The organism is Streptomyces sp. NPDC019396, from assembly GCF_040632375.1.
GTDB lineage: Bacteria > Actinomycetota > Actinomycetes > Streptomycetales > Streptomycetaceae > Streptomyces.
On sequence record NZ_JBEYBS010000008.1, the window covers coordinates 1 to 15,738 of the forward strand.

Sequence of the window (15,738 nt, forward strand, 5' to 3'; positions counted from 1 at the left end):
CCGCCGCGACATCCCCGCGAGTCCGGCCCGCCACCAACGCGGCCACCGCCCGCAGCCGAAGGGCCTCCTGCGCCGACGGCGACAACTGCCGTGCATCCCACACCAGTTCACTCACGCAGAGATCAACGACCCAGAACACCTACCGTTTCGGATCAATAGCAGCGGAAGACGTCTTCCATCTCCCATAATGTGGACGAGATCTTGGCCGCGTCCTCGCCTGCGCTGAGCGCTGCGTTGTTCACTGCCAACAGGGCGTACACGATGGCGCGTTGCCCAGGATCTGTAATCTCTTCCAATTTTCTCGGATGGCGCCCGTAGTCAGGTTGGTGACGGATCAGCCAGTCGAGAGCTTCCGTGACCTTGTGGGCGATCCCGTAGAAGCCCGGGTCTCTGTCGCCCTTGTCGAGCTGTTGCCCGTACGGCGTGCACGAACAGGCCGCCTAAGATCCCTGGATGGCAATCACCAGTTAACTCCTGCAAGGGCCGCGAGTGGTCATACGCCGTGTCCGCCGCCAAGACTACGACGAGCTTACAGCGCTGGCCCAGGAGAGCGCCAAGATGCTTCGCCGCTGGCTGGGCGCCCGTGGGAACACAGTGGAAGCGTTCGAGAGCTACGCGAGGGCTACTCAACTGCCTTCCAATACATCAACGGCGAGTGGAAGGACCACGAGCGATGGGCCATCACTGCAGAGATGGCACGAACAGCAACACAGCTCACGAAATAACCTTCGCGGACACGACGAACTGAGACACAGCCTCAAGTCCGAACCCGGCGGGCACGATGAACTGAGACACCGGCCCCGGTCCGTCTCACCGCACAATGCGTCATGCCTGCTCAGAGAGCTGACCGAGAGCTAGTGCCACATCAGGGAATGTTCGCCCTGTTCACGACCTCGCGGAGCCGTTCATCGGCAACGTATTTGTTCCGACAGATGATGTCGGCGGATGATGCTCCCCTGCTCCTTGTGGCTGGCGTGGTCGGTGCCGTCCAGCGCGGAGTAGCGCAGGGCGGTGACTGGGCCTCGATGCGGTTCAGCTACGAACGATCCGCAGCAAGCGCCGGCCCGCATCGTCATCGTTGTCACGAACGCGTACTTGTCAGCCACTGGCACGGCTTGACGGACACGCGCTCCCAGGACAGGACCGGTGCGCGTCAATCACTACTCAAACCTGCCACTGCCGGTCTGTCAGTGCTCGGGTTAGCTCGGCGTCGTACTGATCGGCCTCGAAATGGAACGCTGGGGGCCGCACCTCGCCAATAGGCACCTGCCAGTCGGACCACTCCACGACCCCACCATGGCGCTGCACCCACACGGACAGGTAGCCACAGCATCCGCCTGTGCACTCAGGCTCGCCCAGCACCACACGTCGACCCTCGCTGGTCGCCCAGAGGGGACCGTAGCCGTCGGCAGGCAGCGCCTCCTCCGCAAACGGGCCGTGGCCTCCCTCTCCGACCGCCTCTGCCACCACTTCCTCGCCGTCGATCCGGAACTGCAACTGGGCACCCCATCGGGCGCCCGGTGGCAACACACTGACCTCAAGCCGATTGAACACTTGAGCACCCTACGTGGTGCTGGCCGCCACAGGCCCTTTCGCACGCCCGACTGCGGACATATGGCCGACTACCAGTCGACGTCGCACGAGGCGAACGTTGCTTGATGCGGCACTAGATCCAATGAGACGGGACAATCAGCGGGGCAGGATGCGCATTACTGCCTCGCGTTCGCCGCTGAGCCGCAGGCCTTGCTGTACTGCGGCGCTCAGATCGAGGTCGCCGAGCAGGGTGGCGGTCAGCAGGTGCGGCGGTCCGGTCAGTGACGCGGTGGGGTGGTCGACCCGGCCGGCGTGTGTGTGCACCGAGCCGTCCTTGACTTCGATGACCAGGTCTTCGTTGCCGTCGGCGTGCAGTTGCAGGGCGATTGCCGGCTGGTCGGGACGGTGGTCGGTCAGTGCCCGGGCGGGCATGTCCAGCCAGTGGGTGCGGAAGGTGTCGTTGCCGCCCGGCTCACGCAACAGCGGCACGCCCCACCGGCTCAGTTCCTGCAGCACCGGCTCGAGCGCGCGGCCACGCTCGGTGAGGGAGAACAGGGTGGTGGCCACCGGCGGCGGGGCGGCCTCGCGGTGGATCAGGCCGGCTTCCTCGAGTTCGCGGAGCCGGTCGACCAGCAGGTTGCTGGCGATCCCGGGCAGCCCGTTGCGCAGGTCGGTGTGCCGGCAAGGACCCAGGGCGAGCAGTTCGCGGACGATCAGTAGGGACCACCGGTCGCCGATGGTGTCCAGTGCTTTCGCGATGCCGCAGTACTGCCCGTAGGTGCGCATGCCACCATCCTACATCGTGGTGTTGAGATTCAAAACTCTCTTGTTGACTTTATCAACAACGTCGGTCTAGCGTCGCTGCCCATGACCCCCACCCTTTCCGTGCGTCGGCTGGCCTGGGCCGGCGTCGAGATCCGTCTTGGCGACACCCGCCTGCTGATCGATCCGCTCGAGAACGTCGCTCCGCTGGCGCCGGTGATGGGGCCGCCGCACTGGCCGGTCGACCCGGTCGATCCCCCGCCCGGCACCCACGCCCTTATCACCCACCTGCACCCCGACCACTACGACCATGACCTGATCGCCCGGATCGCGGCCACCGGCACGATCGGCTGCCACACCCCCAGCGCGGCCGGGCTGCGCGAGGCGGGCATCACCCCCGTTGCCCAGGACCTGGGTCAGTCACGGCGTATCGGAGAGCTGTCCGTCACCCCGGTGACCTCGCTGGACTGGCGCGGCAACGACTGTGACCAGGTCGCCTGGGTCGTCGAAGGCGCCGGCCGGCGGGTCATCCACTGCGGCGACACCCAGTGGCACGGCAGCTGGTGGCAGATCGCCCGCGACCACGGCCCGTTCGACGTCGCGTTCGTCCCGGTCAACGGTGTCATCGCCCACTTCGAGGGCTACGCGGCCAACGTCCCGGCGACCATGACCCCTGAGCAGGGCGTCGAGGCCGCCGTCGCACTCGGCGCCGGCACCGTCTGCGCCATGCACTACGGCCTGTTCCACAACCCGCCGTTCTACACCGAACAACCCGACATCGAGCAGCGCTTCCAGCACGCCGCCGACGAGCGCGGCATCACCGCGGCCATCATCGCCGACGGCCAGCCCGTCCTCTGACCATCAGAAACAAGGAGCAACACATGAAGATCGTCCTGTTCGGTGCCAGCGGCAACATCGGCCGGCCCACCACCGAGGAACTACTGCGTCGCGGCCACACCGTCACCGCGGTCACCCGAGCCGGCCACATCGACGGACTCAAGCACAAGGCCCTGACCGTGACCACCGGTGACGTCACCGACCCCGCGGCGGTCGCCGGCCTCGCCGCCTCCCACGACGCCGTGCTCTCGGCCGTCGGCCCCCGGATCGGCCAGGAAAGCGACCGCGCCACGATCGTCGGTGCCGCCCGTGCGCTGATCGACGGACTCCGCCGAGCCGGCGTCACCCGCCTGGTCACCATCGGCGGTGCCGGTAGCCTACGCACGCCGACCGGCGCCCGGGTCATGGACGACCCGGACTTCCCCGCGCTGTGGAAGGCCAACGCCGAGGCCCAGTCCGAAGCGCTCGACCTCTACCGCGGCGTGCACGACCTCGACTGGACGTACGTGTCGCCCGCCGCAGTCATCGGAGCGGGCGAGCGGACCGGGGCCTACCGCAGCGCCGGGGACACCCTGCTCACCGACGACGACGGCAACAGCCGCATCTCGTACGCCGACTACGCGATCGCCTTGGCCGACACGATCGAGAGCGGCACCGCGATCCGCCGCCGCATCACCGTGGCGTACTGAGCCATGAGCAACGACGCAGCCGGCCGGCAGACCCGATTCATCGTCCTGCTCGCAGCGCTCGTGGCCCTGGGACCACTGTCCATCGACGGCTACCTGCCCGGACTGCCGGACCTCGCCGGCGACCTGCGCGCCAGCGCCGCGGCCACCCAGCTCACCATCACCGCCTGCCTGGCCGGGCTGGCCATCGGGCAGCTGATCGCCGGGCCGCTGAGCGACACCTACGGCCGGCGGCGTCCGTTGCTGGCGGGCCTCGCCCTCTACACGATCGCCAGCGCGCTCTGCGCGGTGGCGCCCGACGTCCGGACCTTCGTCGGCCTACGCCTGGTCCAGGGCATCGGCGGGGCGTTCGGCATCGTCATCGCCAACGCCATGGTCCGTGACCGCAGCTCCGGAACCCGTACCGCACGTCTCTTCTCCGCACTGACCTTGATCACCGGCCTGGCACCGGTGTTCGCGCCGGTCCTCGGCGGCCAGCTACTGCGCGTCACGGCCTGGCCTGGAATCTTCGTGGCCCTGGCCGTACTCGGCGCCGTGATGCTGGCGGCCTCCGCCGCAGGACTGCCGGAGACCCGGTCCTCCGCGTCACGCCAGCCGCTGCTGGCTGTCGTCGGGCAGCTGCTCAGCGACCGGGTCTTCACCGGGTACGTCCTGGCCAACGGCCTGGTCTTCGCGGCGATGTTCGCCTACATCTCCGGCTCGCCGTTCGTCCTGCAGGAAATCCACGGCCTGTCACCGCAGCAGTACAGCGCCGTGTTCGCCGTCAACGCCGCCGGACTCATTGCGGCCGCCCAGATCAGCGGCCGGCTGGTGGCCCGGGCCGGCGCCCGCGTGCTGCTGCTCGCCGGTCTGCTGGGCGCGACAGCCGGTGGCACCACGGTTCTGGCCGCGGTGCTGACACGGGCACCCCTGCCCGCGCTCCTGCTCGGCCTGTTCGTCCTGGTCGCCAGCGTGGGCCTCGTCATGCCGAACGCCGCGGCCCAGGCGCTGGCCGACCACGGCGGACACGCCGGGTCGGCCGCCGCTCTGCTCGGCTTCAGCCAGTTCATGATCGGCGGGGCACTTGCTCCGCTGGCCGGCGCGGGTGGCGCCACCGACGCCTTGCCGATGGGAATCATCGTCGCCGTGCTGCCGGCGCTCGCTCTGCTCACACTCGGCGTCCTCACCCGGTCGATGCCCGGTGAGCGCACTCGCAGGCCGGCTCGCCAAGGACCTGCCGGGCACCGGCGACCGCGCCGGCACATCGATCGCAGACGAGCCGGCATCCAGTGAATATGGTGACCGGCTCACGCCACGGCGAGATGTGCGCCCTGCGCTGGTCGGACATCACGCACGTGTGCCTCTGCTTGGTCTTCGGGTCGGTCTTCCCATTGCGGCGGCCCTCGCACTGCTTTCGGCACTTCCGCAGCCGGGAGTAGAAGAGCTCGAGCATCTCGGCGGTGACCTTGCCAGCCTTCATGTCACCGAAGGTCGGCTTGAGGTAGTTGCGGATGATGCCCTCGGCCCGCTCGTACGAGGTGTCCTCATCGAGCTCGGCGACGCCATGCCAGCGGTCGAGGAGGAACGCCATGGTGACCGCGCGCTTGGGGTGGCGCTGCTCGTCGACCTGGTGGAGGAGTTTTGTGCGGGCCTTCTCCGCTTCGGGGAGCATCGCGACCTGCTCGTAGACGTAGATCTTCTTCTTCGTGAGCGGATCGCGTCCGACGTAGACGCTCGCCTGATAGCCGGATCCGTTGCGCCGGATGCGGCCTCGCTGGGGGCTCGACCTCGGTGTTCGCCATGACTTGGAACCTACTGACGGCTAATGCCACGGCTACGACGAACAGCGCGCCTACCTCTCAGAGGTAAACGCGCTGGTCAGACCTGTGCCCCCGGCAGGATTCGAACCTGCGACACCCGCTTTAGGAGAGCGGTGCTCTATCCCCTGAGCTACGGAGGCGTGGATCTTCAGCCAGGAGGCCGAGCCCACTGGTCAGCACTGCTGCCCGAGAAGAACCCCGCCAACGGCTGACCAGGGAACAGGGTAGCGGATGACCATCCACTAGGAGGCCCGGGTTTCCTTGGCCAGCCGGCGCGGAGGCTTCTACCAGCATGTTTGCCGTCGAGAGGTGTGGACGGTCGTCGTTTGCCGGGGTGGGCCCGTTCGCTTCGTCTCGTCGGCAACGGGTGGCGGTCAGGGGCGGTGTGCGTGAGGTGGCCGGTCGCGGAGGCGCCTCGGGGGGTTGGTGATCTCTTCCGGCATCAGGTCCCGGCCGTGGCGGGGAGGTTGGCGCGACGCGGCGGTCGGTGGGGGTGGGGGCGATGCCGAGGCTGAGGGTCCGGCGGAGGCCTCGTACGAGATTTTGGATCAAGGGGGCAGCTGACCGATGCTGGTGGCCGCCCGAGAGCCGGGCATGAATGAGGGGGGCTTTTGTGCGACGCACCGTTGAGACCACCGAGGGACCTGTCAGCGTTCCCTCGGCCGAGCACCCGTGGACGGTGCTGTTCTTCATCACCGAACCGGGGATCGGAGAGGTGCTTCCGGAGCTCGCGGGGTGCACCACGGGGCTGTGTTCCGTTCGGGACGAGGCCGCTGCCTTTGCCCGCGCGGGGGCCAGGGTGCTCGGGGTGAGTGCGCATGCGCCCGGGCATCTGGCGGAGTTCGCCGCGACCAGGGAGCTCGGCTACCCCCTGGTGGGTGACGAGGATCTGGCGTTCGGGCGGGCGCTGGGTGTGCCGGAGGTGCGGGTGGGGGAGCGACGGCTGTTCGCCCGGGCCGGGGTCGTCCTGGACCGCGAGGGGCGGGTGCGGTCGCTGGTTCATCCGGTGCCCGAACCCGAGCGGCACGCCGCGCTCGTCCTGGAGCGGCTGCGTGACCTCGTGGAGGCCGGACAGCCCGCCAGATAGGTGGGCAATGCATGGACCTTGACCGGGGACGGAGCGGAGCCTAGGGTCGAGCGCCGGGCCAAGCGAGCGCTTGGACGACACGACTGAGGGAGCGGGCGTGGCGCACTCCGATTCCGGAGCCGACTTCGGTTTTCTCACCGCGCCCGGTGCGCCCTTCGCCGTCGTCGACGGTGCCTACGCTTCGGGGCCGCGCACCCTGCGTGAGTTCGTGGAGACCACCTGGGCGTTCGGTGAGCGGCCGTTCCTGGTCGCCGAGAGCCGTACGTATACGTACGGGGAGTTCTTCGCCGCCGCGTCCACCCTGGCCAACCGCCTAGTCGACGGCTACGGGCTGCGGCCCGGCGACCGGGTCGCGGTCGCGATGCGCAACCACCCCGAGTGGCAGGTCGCCTTCTGGGCGACGCAGCTCGCGGGGCTGGTGGCGGTGCCGCTGAACGCCTGGTGGACCGAGGACGAGTTCACGTATGCCCTCGACGACTGCACCCCCGAGGTGCTGCTGGTCGACGGGGAGCGGCTGCCGCGTGTCGGGAAGTGGGCGCGGGGCCGGGCCCGGATCGTCGTGTTCCACCACGAGGGGGCCGCGGCGGACCTCGGCGAGGGTGTCGAGCGGTACGAGGACCTGCCCGCGCCGCCCGACCCCGCCGCGGCGCCCGCGCCCCCGGCCGTGGAGATACGGCCCGAGGACGATGCCACGATCAGCTACACGTCCGGCACCACGGGCCGTCCCAAGGGGGCCGTGGCCACGCAGCTCGCGCAAGCCGGGGCCGTGATGAACCCCCGCTACACCGCCGCCCTGTCCGCGCTCGCGAAGGGCATGGTCCCCGGGCAGGGGCCCACGCCCGTGAACCTCATGACCTTCCCGTTCTTCCATGCGGCGGCCTTCACCACTCTGTACTCGCTGATGTCCGTCGGTGGGACGGTCGTGCTCATGCGGAAGTGGGACGCGGACCAGGCGCTGGCCCTGATCGAGAGGCACCGCGTCACCCACTACTCCGGCGTGCCCACCACCGCGCTCCAGTTGCTCGACGCCGCCGAGCGGCGGGGCGCGGCACTGGAGAGCCTCACGCACCTCAACACGGGTGGCGCCGCCGCTCCGCCCGGCATCGTCGCGCGGCTCATGGCCCGCTACGGGCAGGGCATCGAGCCGCGCAACGGCTACGGGCTCACCGAGACCTGTGGCGGGGTGACGGCGAACTTCGGCGCCGAGTACCGCGAGCACCCCGGAAGCGTCGGGCGGGCCACCCCCGCCACGGAAGTGCGGATCGCCGGGCCGGACGGGCAGGCGCTGACGGAAGGCGAGGTCGGCGAGCTGTGGCTGCGCGGGCAGTCCCTGGTGCGCGGGTACTGGCGGGATGCCGAGGCCACGGCCGCCGCGTTCACCGAGGACGGCTGGTTCAGGACGGGTGACCTCGCGACGGTGCGGGACGGCGGTCTGATCACGATCGTGGACCGCATCAAGGACATGATCATCCGTGGCGGGGAGAACGTGTACTGCGTCGAGGTCGAGGCCGTACTGCACGATCACCCGGGTGTCGCCGACGCGGCCGTGCTCGGTGTGCCGCACCCCGTACTCGGCGAAGAGGTGGCCGCGGTGGTGCGGCTGCGGGACGGGGCGGCGGTCACCGCGGACGAGCTGCGCGCGCATGTGGGCGGGTGCCTTGCCGCGTTCAAGGTACCGGTGCATATCGTCGTACGGGATGAGCCGCTGCCCCGTAACGCCACCGGGAAGATCCTCAAGCGGGAGCTGCGGGCTCAGATGATGCCCGCATCAGGGGCGTGAGACCCGCACCCTGTAGAGGCCCTTCGCGTTCTCGGACATGACCGTGATGCGGATCCCGTTCCGGCTGTCCTCGAACGACTCGCCCGGGCGGTAAGGCGCGTCCGACAGCTCCGCGTGCACGTTGGGACGTCTGGTGCAGCCGCCGCTGTCCTGGTCGCTGTCCGCGACCTGCACCGGTCCCTGTCCCGTGTCCACGTCCGACTCCACGCGGTAGATGAGGACCCCCGGCTCGCAGACCGCCTCGTCGTTGCCGTCCCGGGTGCGGACCTCGACCGCGTACCCGGCTTCGGCGCCGAGCGGTACGAAGACGAGCTTGCGGCCCCCGGTGGTGGCGAGCGGCGTGAGCGCGTAGTCCTTGATCCCGCTCGCGGACGCGCAACTCACCTGGTTGTTGTCGAGCCAGCCCAGTTTCCACTTGTGCCAGCCCAGCAGGTCGTTGTTGGCACCCCAGTCCTCGGACATGATGTCCCAGTGGCCGACCGCGCCGCCGCCCTCCGAGGTGTAGAGGTCTGGCAGGCCGAAGACATGGCCGTTCTCGTGGGGGAGCACCCGGAAGCCGTTCGCGTCGTAGGACCCGGAGCCGTCGTCCTGGCGGCTGTAGACGAACGAGGTGTTGGACAGCGGCACCCCGTCCGCGTACGGCGCCTCATGGTTCCCGGAGAAGGTCACGGACAGCACGGTGTCCAGCGCCGAAGGCCCGGCATTCGGGGTGACCAGTACGTTGACCAGGTCGTATGCGCTGAAGTCCACGTGCGGGTCGGCCATGGTGATGATGTCCTCCACCAGCTGCCTGTAGCCCGGTTCGTACGGTGAACCGCGGTCTATCCCGTACGCGGCGAACGGCATGGGCATCCGCAGCCAGCTCGGCAGCGGGGTTTCCGCGCGATAGCTGAGGCGGCCGTACGAGCTGGTCGCGAACCACTTCTGGGTCGCGGGGAAGAACTCCGCGAACCGGTCCAGCGCCGAGCCCTGCCCCTCCGCGTCCGGGAAGTCGACCATGATGTTGAGGGCGCGAACCTCGCCCGTCGAGCGAACGTATCCCGAGGGCGTCGGCATGCCCTCCGACATCTGCACACCCATGGTGGCGCTGATGCGACAGGGGCCCAGCGCCGCTTCCTCGGCCGTCGTCACCGGGCTGCCGGCGGATGTGCGGTGGGAGCCGGGAAGGTGCGAACTCGCCGTGGCCAGGGCTCCGAGGGTCAGCGCCGCGAGGGCGCCGAGGGTGCTGGACCTGCGTATCCGGCGGCGGGGATGCTGCATGCGATCGCCTTCCGGGGTCCGCGGCAGCCGGCCGGTCCTCGACTGCGCTCCGTTCGATCAGCCTGGGTCGGGTGCGGGGTGGGCGCGCGCCGGGTGGGCCGATCGTGGGACACGCTCAGCAAGGGGAGGTGCGGGGCGCGGTAGAGGGTCTCGGGGAGCGATGTTCGAACACGTGATCTGAATCACAGGAAGAATCCCCGCCTGCGCGAAATAGCCGGGGACTGACTCCCCGTTTGCATCGGTGTCCTCGCGAAACGGGGAGTCAGTCCCCGATTGCGGTGACGGAACGACGAAGTGACGACCAGAGAGGGAGGGGAGGGGCCATGAGTACCGCCACGACAGCGGGTCGCGCCACCCGGCCCAGGGCCGACGCCCTGCGCAACCGGGAGCGGATCGTGACGGCGGCCCGCGAGATGTTCGTCGAGCTGGGGCCGGACGTGCCGCTCGACGAGGTCGCCCGGCGCGCCGGCGTGGGCAACGCCACGCTCTACCGGAACTTCCCCGACCGGGGCGCCCTGGTCCACGAGGTCGTGCTCAGTGTCATGCGGCGCACCACCGCCCGGGTGGAGGAGGCGGCCGCAGCCGAGGCGGACCCCTTCGCCGCGCTGGTGCGCTTCGCCCACGCGGCGGCCGACGAACGGATCGGGGCGCTGTGCCCGGTCCTCTCCGGCGCGTTCGACAAGGACCACCCCGAACTGCTCGCCGAAGGCCACCGGCTCGAAGCGTCCGTAGAGGGACTCGTCGAGCGGGCCCAGGCGGCGGGCAGGCTGCGGCCGGACGTCGCCGTCGGGGATCTGATGGTGGCGCTCTCCCAGCTCACCCGGCCGCTGCCGGGGACGGGGTGCCTGGACATGGACCGCTTCGTCCACCGTCATCTCCAGCTGCTGCTGGACGGGCTCGAAGCGCCCGCGCGCTCCGAACTGCCGGGTTCACCGGCGACGTTGGAGGACCTGAGGACGGCGCCGTGAGTCGCGGCTGCTGAATTCCCTCCCCGGCTCCCTCCCGCCTTCCTCCTCGACCTTCCTTCCGGCCCCCCGCCTGCCCTCCGACCGACTCGTCCGACTTTCGACTTTTGTACGCTCACGCACCCCTAGGTGGCTCCACGCATGTCAAAAACGACCGAGACCCAGCTTCCCGACCCCAGTCGCTGGAAAGCGCTGGTCTTCATAGCCCTCGCCCAGCTGATGGTCGTGCTCGACGCGACCATCGTGAACATCGCACTGCCGTCGGCCCAGACCGCCCTCGGAATATCCGACGGCAACCGGCAGTGGGTCATCACGGCCTATGCCCTCGCCTTCGGCGGACTCCTGCTCTTCGGCGGGCGTATCGCCGACCTGTGGGGCCGTAAGCGCACCTTCGTCGTCGGGCTGCTCGGCTTCGCCGCGGCGTCCGCCATCGGTGGCGCCGCCACGGGCCAGGCGATGCTGCTCGGTTCGCGCGCTCTCCAGGGCGCCTTCGGCGCGCTGCTCGCGCCCGCCGCGCTCTCGCTGCTCGCGGTGATGTTCACCGACGCCAAGGAGCGGGCCAAGGCCTTCGGGATCTACGGGGCGATCGCCGGTGGCGGTGGCGCGGTCGGGCTGATCCTCGGCGGCTTCCTCACCGAGTACCTCGACTGGCGCTGGACGTTCTACGTCAACATCCCCTTCGCGATCGTCGCCGCCGCGGGCGCGTACTTCGTGATCCGCGAGCCGGCCGGTGGCCGCAACCGCTCGCCGCTGGACATCCCCGGCGTCGTGCTGTCGACCCTCGGGCTGGTGGCACTCGTCTACGCCTTCACCCGCGCCGAGTCGGACGGCTGGTCCGACTCGATCACGATCGGCCTGTTCGTCGCCTCGGCGGTGCTGCTCGCGGCGTTCGTGTTCACCGAGTCGCGGGTGCGCTCGCCGCTGATGCCGCTGCGCGTGCTGATGGACCGCAACCGCGGCGGCGTCTACCTCTCGCTCGGTCTCGCCGTCATCGCGATGTTCGGCCTGTTCCTCTTCCTCACGTACTACCTCCAGGTCGTGAAGGGGTACTCCCCGGTCAAGACGGGCTTCGCCTTCCTCCCGATGATCGCGGGCATGATCACGGGCTCCACGCAGATCGGTGCCCGGCTGATGACCCGGGTGCCTGCGCGGCTCCTCATGGGTCCTGGCTTCCTGGTCGCGGCGACGGGCATGCTGCTGCTGACCCAGCTGGAGATCGACTCCTCGTACACGACGCTGATCCTGCCCGCGCAGCTGCTGCTCGGACTCGGTATGGGTACGGCGTTCATGCCCGCCATGTCGCTGTCGACGATCGGCGTCGAGGCGCGTGACGCGGGTGTCGCCTCCGCGATGGTGAACACCTCGCAGCAGGTCGGCGGGGCGATCGGGACGGCCCTGCTGAACACCATCGCCGCATCCGCGACCACCTCGTACATCACCTCGCACGCGGTGGGCGCGACGACCCCGGGGGCCCAGAAGCTGCTCCTGCTCCAGGGCATGGTTCACGGCTACTCCAGCGCCATCTGGTGGGCCGTCGGGATCCTGGCCGGCGCCTCTGCCGTCGCCCTCACGTTCATCAACGCGGGGCGGCCGGATGCCGCGACGCAGGTGGACGTCGCTGCCGGCGGCGGTGTCGAGGACGAGGTGAAGATCCCGGTCGTCGCGCACTGAGGCGGTACGACACGGCGGGTGCTGAGCGGTGTCCGACCCGACCGGCGGCTGGTCCGGCCGGTCGGGTCGGCTTTCACCGGCCCGGCTCTTGCCGGCCCAGCTTTCGCCGGCCCAGTTGAGGCGCTCAGCAAGGGTGTCGCCGGCTTCCGTCCGTTTCCGTCAGCAGGCGCGTCGCCAGTTCTCGTCGGCGCGGTCGGGGCGTCGCCGACTTCGGCGGTCCCTTTCGTCAGCGCAGCCAGGGCAGGTCGGCACCGGTGCCGTCGGGCTGGAGGCCGTCGGTCATGATGCGCGTGATCTCACCGAGTTGGCGCACCTGGTCCGGGGTGAGCCGGTCGAAGATCGCCTGCCGTACGGCGGCCACATGGCCGGGCGCCGCCTTCTTCAGGACCTCGTACCCCTCGTCGGTGAGACAGGCGTGCTGGCCCCGCCGGTCCGACGCGCAGTCCTCGCGGCGCACCCAGCCGTTCCCCTCCATGCGCGCGATCGCATGCGAGAGCCGGGACCTGGTGATCTTGGCGTCCTTGGCGAGCTCGGTCATCCGCATCCGGTGGCGTGGTGCCTCGGAGAGCTGGACGAGCAGACCGTAATAGATGTGCGGCATGCTCGCGTCCCGCTGGAGCTGGCGGTCCAGACTGTCCTCGAGGAGGCGTGTGGCGTGCAGGTAGGAACGCCATACCCGCTGCTCATCGAGGCTGAGCCAGCGGGGGTCGCCCGCGTTGGATGCCGTGGTCATGTATCCACTCTACGAGCCTGTCTTTGAACGTTGAACGAGATCGGGCGCCGGCCTTCGCGCAACCCGGGAGCGGTCGGGGACGTCATTGGGGGTGGGGGTGCAGCCAGGGGCGGTGCTGCTCAGGCGTGAAGGCGGAGCCGTCGAAGGTGATCGCCGTCTTTGCGCGTGGAGTGGCCACAGGGCCCGGTGAGGGCTGGGAGGCCGGTCGTCGTACCTGCTCTGACCTGCGCGTCCGTGTGCTGTTGTGGCATCCGCTCCGCCGCTGGGCGGCGCAGGATACTGCAAGATCACAAAAATTCCTGAGACGCCTGGGAATTCTGTCCGGTTTCCAGTCGTTGTTTCCGTCGGATGCAGGGCACCCGAAAGACTCAAATGGGTGTCGCGACCTACTCAGTACCGACTCAGTAAGGGAGCACGCATGGCAACCCGTGCCGTCGCCCGTCGTCAGTCCGCCAGCAGTGGCGCCAGGGCTGATGGGGCACGCAGCGTTCGCGCCGTGGGCGGGGAGATCGCCGACCGCGACCTGGTCGGCATGTATCTCGACGAGATCGCGCGCACGCCGCTGCTCGACGCCGCCAGGGAGGTCGAGCTCTCCCAGACCATCGAGGCGGGTGTGTACGCCAGGCAGATCCTCGACGGTGAGGCCGAGAGTGACGCGGGCGGTGCCGCACGCGATGAGCTGGAAGCGCTCGTCGACGAGGGAGAGCGCGCCAAGGACGTCTTCATCAGGTCGAACCTGCGCCTGGTGGTAGCCGTGGCGCGGCGCTATCCGCGCAGTGGGCTGCCGCTGCTGGACCTGATCCAGGAGGGCAACGCGGGTCTGGTGCGCGCGGTCGAGAAGTTCGACTACGCCAAGGGCTTCAAGTTCTCCACGTACGCCACGTGGTGGATCCGCCAGGCCATCACCCGTTCCATAGCCGACCAGTCCCGCACGATCCGGCTGCCCGTCCACCTGGTGGAGGAGCTGGGCCGGATCCGCCGTGTGCAGCGCGAGTTCAACCGCGAGCACGGGCGCGATCCGGAGCCGGCCGAGGTGGCGGAGGAGCTGGGTTCGACGCCGGAGCGGGTCACGGACGTGCTCGACTGGGCGCGTGATCCGGTCTCGCTGAACATGTCGGTGGACGACGAGGGCGACACCCAGTTCGGTGATCTGCTCGAGGACACCTCGGCCATCTCGCCGGAGCAGTCCGTGCTGACGCTGCTGCGCAGCGAGGAGCTCGAGGATCTGATCGCCCGGCTCGACCACCGCACGGCCTCGATCATCCGCATGCGCTACGGCATCGAGGACGGCCGCGAGCGCACGCTGACCGAGGTGGGCAAGGAGCACGGTCTGACGCGCGAGCGCATACGCCAGATCGAGAAGCACGCGCTGCTGGAGCTGAAGCGGATGGCCCGGGACACCGGTTTCGACGCGGCGGCGTAGCGCATCGCTGCGACGCGGCGCACCCCATGAGCGGACCCCGGCACCCTCCCCCCGGTGCCGGGGTCCTTCTGTTTCTTGCCGAGCCTGCTGAGTCTTCCCGGTCTTCCCGGTCTTCCCGGTCTTCCCGGTCTTCCCGGTCTTCCCGGTCTTCCCGGTCTTTCTGTGTCCTTCTGGGACCTGCCACGTCTTGCGTCCTGCTCCTACGCCTCCGGCCCTCGCGGACCGCGCTCCGCGGCGCGGGTCAGCCGTGCGCCGAGTCTGGTGAGGTAGCCGGACAGCTCCGCCGGACCGTGCACGGTGAACTCGCAGTCCATCAGGGCGAGTCGTAGCGCCAGCCACTCCAGCGAGTCCTGCGCGCGGGTGCGGAGGCGGCAGCTCTCCGGCCCCGTCGCCTCGGGTGTGCCGAGGTAGTCGGGGAGCTGGGCCGCGACATACTCCGCCGAGGCGTCGAAGCTCACGTCCAGCGCGTGCTCGGGCTGATTGCGGAACATCGAATGCGCCACGAACGTCTTGGCGTCCCAGCCCGCGGGCACCGTGCGCGGTGTGAAGCGGGCGCCCGTCGCGAAGGGCTCGGTGACCCGGTCGACCCGGAAGGTCCGCCAGTCCTCGCGTCCGGTGTCGTACGCGACCAGGTACCAGCGCCGCCCCGTCGAGACCAGCCGGTACGGCTCCACCAGCCGCCTCGTCTCCGTACCGTCCGCGGCGCGGTAGCCGAAGCGCAGTCGCTCCCGGCCGGTGACCGTCGAGGCGATGGCGGTGAGCGTGTGCGGGTCGACGGTGGCGCCGTCCCCGCGGGTGAGCGGGATCATCGCGTTCTGGAGTGTCGAGACCCGGTGGCGCAGGCGGGACGGGAGTACCTGCTCCAGCTTCGCCAGAGCTCGTACGGATGCCTCGTCGACGCCCTCGATGGCATGACCGGCACCGGCACGCAATCCCACCGCGATGGCGACCGCCTCCTCGTCGTCCAGCAGCAGCGGAGGCATGGCCGCCCCCGCGACCAGCCGGTATCCCCCAGCGGCCCCCTTGGACGACTCGACCGGATAGCCGAGGTCGCGCAGCCGGTCGATGTCCCGCCGGATGGTGCGCGGGCTCACCTGGAGACGGTCGGCGAGCTCACTGCCCGGCCATTCGCGCGGCGTCTGGAGGAGGGACAGCAGATTCAGCAGTCGTGCCGGGGTGCCTGTCATATGCGCCACATTGCC

General features: G+C 69.5%; 14 protein-coding genes, 1 tRNA gene and 1 pseudogene. 8 read left to right on the forward strand and 8 right to left on the reverse strand.

The genetic code is table 11. The features are described from left to right. Positions 1–865 precede the first annotated feature (865 nt). From ABZ532_RS11315 to ABZ532_RS11325, 3 genes and pseudogenes are all read right to left on the reverse strand, one after another. Positions 866–1,013, reverse strand: a pseudogene (locus ABZ532_RS11315) (transposase); the annotation flags it as partial. A 151-nt stretch (positions 1,014–1,164) separates the two neighbouring features. After that, positions 1,165–1,554, reverse strand: a complete 390-nt coding sequence (locus tag ABZ532_RS11320) for a hypothetical protein (RefSeq protein ID WP_361281186.1) — start codon at positions 1,552–1,554, stop codon at positions 1,165–1,167. Positions 1,555–1,689: 135 nt separating this feature from the next. Next, positions 1,690–2,319 carry a winged helix-turn-helix transcriptional regulator gene (locus tag ABZ532_RS11325; RefSeq protein WP_361281188.1) on the reverse strand — a complete coding sequence of 210 codons (630 nt, stop codon included), beginning with the start codon at positions 2,317–2,319 and terminating at the stop codon, positions 1,690–1,692. 81 nt (positions 2,320–2,400) lie between these two features. Here ABZ532_RS11325 and ABZ532_RS11330 point away from each other — a divergent pair, with 81 nt between their 5' ends. From ABZ532_RS11330 to ABZ532_RS11340, 3 genes are read left to right on the forward strand one after another with little or no spacing between them, the layout of a single operon-like run. Continuing rightward, on the forward strand, positions 2,401–3,153 hold the full coding sequence (locus tag ABZ532_RS11330) for an MBL fold metallo-hydrolase (RefSeq protein WP_361281190.1): 753 nt from the start codon (positions 2,401–2,403) through the stop codon (positions 3,151–3,153). 23 nt (positions 3,154–3,176) lie between these two features. Further along, positions 3,177–3,821 (forward strand): NAD(P)H-binding protein, encoded by a 645-nt coding sequence (locus ABZ532_RS11335; RefSeq protein WP_244416035.1) that lies wholly within the window; start codon positions 3,177–3,179, stop codon positions 3,819–3,821. 3 nt (positions 3,822–3,824) lie between these two features. Next, positions 3,825–5,090 carry a multidrug effflux MFS transporter gene (locus ABZ532_RS11340; RefSeq protein ID WP_361281193.1) on the forward strand — a complete coding sequence of 422 codons (1,266 nt, stop codon included), beginning with the start codon at positions 3,825–3,827 and terminating at the stop codon, positions 5,088–5,090. On the opposite strand, the gene ABZ532_RS11345 is transcribed toward ABZ532_RS11340, so the two are convergent. Together ABZ532_RS11345 and ABZ532_RS11350 are read right to left on the reverse strand one after the other, a co-directional pair. Then, positions 4,981–5,469, reverse strand: coding sequence for a hypothetical protein (locus tag ABZ532_RS11345; RefSeq protein WP_361281195.1), 489 nt, complete (start codon positions 5,467–5,469; stop codon positions 4,981–4,983). The genes ABZ532_RS11340 and ABZ532_RS11345 overlap by 110 nt on opposite strands. 215 nt (positions 5,470–5,684) lie before the next feature. After that, positions 5,685–5,757: transfer RNA gene (locus ABZ532_RS11350), tRNA-Arg, on the reverse strand. Between the two features lie 473 nt (positions 5,758–6,230). Between ABZ532_RS11350 and ABZ532_RS11355 the strand changes: the two genes are divergently transcribed. Next, complete coding sequence (locus ABZ532_RS11355) at positions 6,231–6,704, forward strand: redoxin domain-containing protein (protein ID WP_361281197.1); 474 nt, start codon at positions 6,231–6,233, stop codon at positions 6,702–6,704. Positions 6,705–6,801: 97 nt separating this feature from the next. Continuing rightward, the gene (locus ABZ532_RS11360; RefSeq protein WP_361281199.1) at positions 6,802–8,484 is read left to right on the forward strand and encodes a class I adenylate-forming enzyme family protein; all 1,683 of its coding nucleotides are present in this window, start codon (positions 6,802–6,804) and stop codon (positions 8,482–8,484) included. On the opposite strand, the gene ABZ532_RS11365 is transcribed toward ABZ532_RS11360, so the two are convergent. Then, positions 8,473–9,744: a M6 family metalloprotease domain-containing protein gene (locus ABZ532_RS11365; protein WP_361281201.1), complete on the reverse strand. Its 1,272-nt coding sequence runs from the start codon at positions 9,742–9,744 to the stop codon at positions 8,473–8,475. The genes ABZ532_RS11360 and ABZ532_RS11365 overlap by 12 nt on opposite strands. Before the next feature lie 323 nt (positions 9,745–10,067). Here ABZ532_RS11365 and ABZ532_RS11370 point away from each other — a divergent pair, with 323 nt between their 5' ends. Both ABZ532_RS11370 and ABZ532_RS11375 read left to right on the forward strand, forming a co-directional pair. Further along, positions 10,068–10,712 (forward strand): helix-turn-helix domain-containing protein, encoded by a 645-nt coding sequence (locus tag ABZ532_RS11370; protein WP_361281203.1) that lies wholly within the window; start codon positions 10,068–10,070, stop codon positions 10,710–10,712. 138 nt (positions 10,713–10,850) lie between these two features. Beyond that, on the forward strand, positions 10,851–12,380 hold the full coding sequence (locus tag ABZ532_RS11375; RefSeq protein ID WP_361281205.1) for an MFS transporter: 1,530 nt from the start codon (positions 10,851–10,853) through the stop codon (positions 12,378–12,380). Positions 12,381–12,606: 226 nt separating this feature from the next. Here the strand turns inward: ABZ532_RS11375 and ABZ532_RS11380 are convergent, their stop codons facing one another. Beyond that, positions 12,607–13,113: a MarR family transcriptional regulator gene (locus ABZ532_RS11380; RefSeq protein ID WP_361281208.1), complete on the reverse strand. Its 507-nt coding sequence runs from the start codon at positions 13,111–13,113 to the stop codon at positions 12,607–12,609. A 418-nt stretch (positions 13,114–13,531) separates the two neighbouring features. Here ABZ532_RS11380 and ABZ532_RS11385 point away from each other — a divergent pair, with 418 nt between their 5' ends. Beyond that, on the forward strand, positions 13,532–14,536 hold the full coding sequence (locus ABZ532_RS11385; protein ID WP_361281210.1) for a sigma-70 family RNA polymerase sigma factor: 1,005 nt from the start codon (positions 13,532–13,534) through the stop codon (positions 14,534–14,536). Positions 14,537–14,736: 200 nt separating this feature from the next. Here ABZ532_RS11385 and ABZ532_RS11390 read toward each other — a convergent pair whose 3' ends face one another. Then, positions 14,737–15,723: a YafY family protein gene (locus ABZ532_RS11390; protein ID WP_361281668.1), complete on the reverse strand. Its 987-nt coding sequence runs from the start codon at positions 15,721–15,723 to the stop codon at positions 14,737–14,739. Positions 15,724–15,738 lie beyond the last annotated feature (15 nt).

Coding starts and splice junctions, on each gene's coding strand:
- ABZ532_RS11325 (WP_361281188.1), bottom strand. CDS start 2,319: ATGCGCACCTACGGGCAGTACTGCGGCATCGCGAAAGCACTGGACACC.
- ABZ532_RS11330 (WP_361281190.1), top strand. CDS start 2,401: ATGACCCCCACCCTTTCCGTGCGTCGGCTGGCCTGGGCCGGCGTCGAG.
- ABZ532_RS11335 (WP_244416035.1), top strand. CDS start 3,177: ATGAAGATCGTCCTGTTCGGTGCCAGCGGCAACATCGGCCGGCCCACC.
- ABZ532_RS11340 (WP_361281193.1), top strand. CDS start 3,825: ATGAGCAACGACGCAGCCGGCCGGCAGACCCGATTCATCGTCCTGCTC.
- ABZ532_RS11345 (WP_361281195.1), bottom strand. CDS start 5,469: ATGCTCCCCGAAGCGGAGAAGGCCCGCACAAAACTCCTCCACCAGGTC.
- ABZ532_RS11365 (WP_361281201.1), bottom strand. CDS start 9,744: ATGCAGCATCCCCGCCGCCGGATACGCAGGTCCAGCACCCTCGGCGCC.
- ABZ532_RS11370 (WP_361281203.1), top strand. CDS start 10,068: ATGAGTACCGCCACGACAGCGGGTCGCGCCACCCGGCCCAGGGCCGAC.
- ABZ532_RS11375 (WP_361281205.1), top strand. CDS start 10,851: ATGTCAAAAACGACCGAGACCCAGCTTCCCGACCCCAGTCGCTGGAAA.
- ABZ532_RS11380 (WP_361281208.1), bottom strand. CDS start 13,113: ATGACCACGGCATCCAACGCGGGCGACCCCCGCTGGCTCAGCCTCGAT.
- ABZ532_RS11385 (WP_361281210.1), top strand. CDS start 13,532: ATGGCAACCCGTGCCGTCGCCCGTCGTCAGTCCGCCAGCAGTGGCGCC.
- ABZ532_RS11390 (WP_361281668.1), bottom strand. CDS start 15,723: ATGACAGGCACCCCGGCACGACTGCTGAATCTGCTGTCCCTCCTCCAG.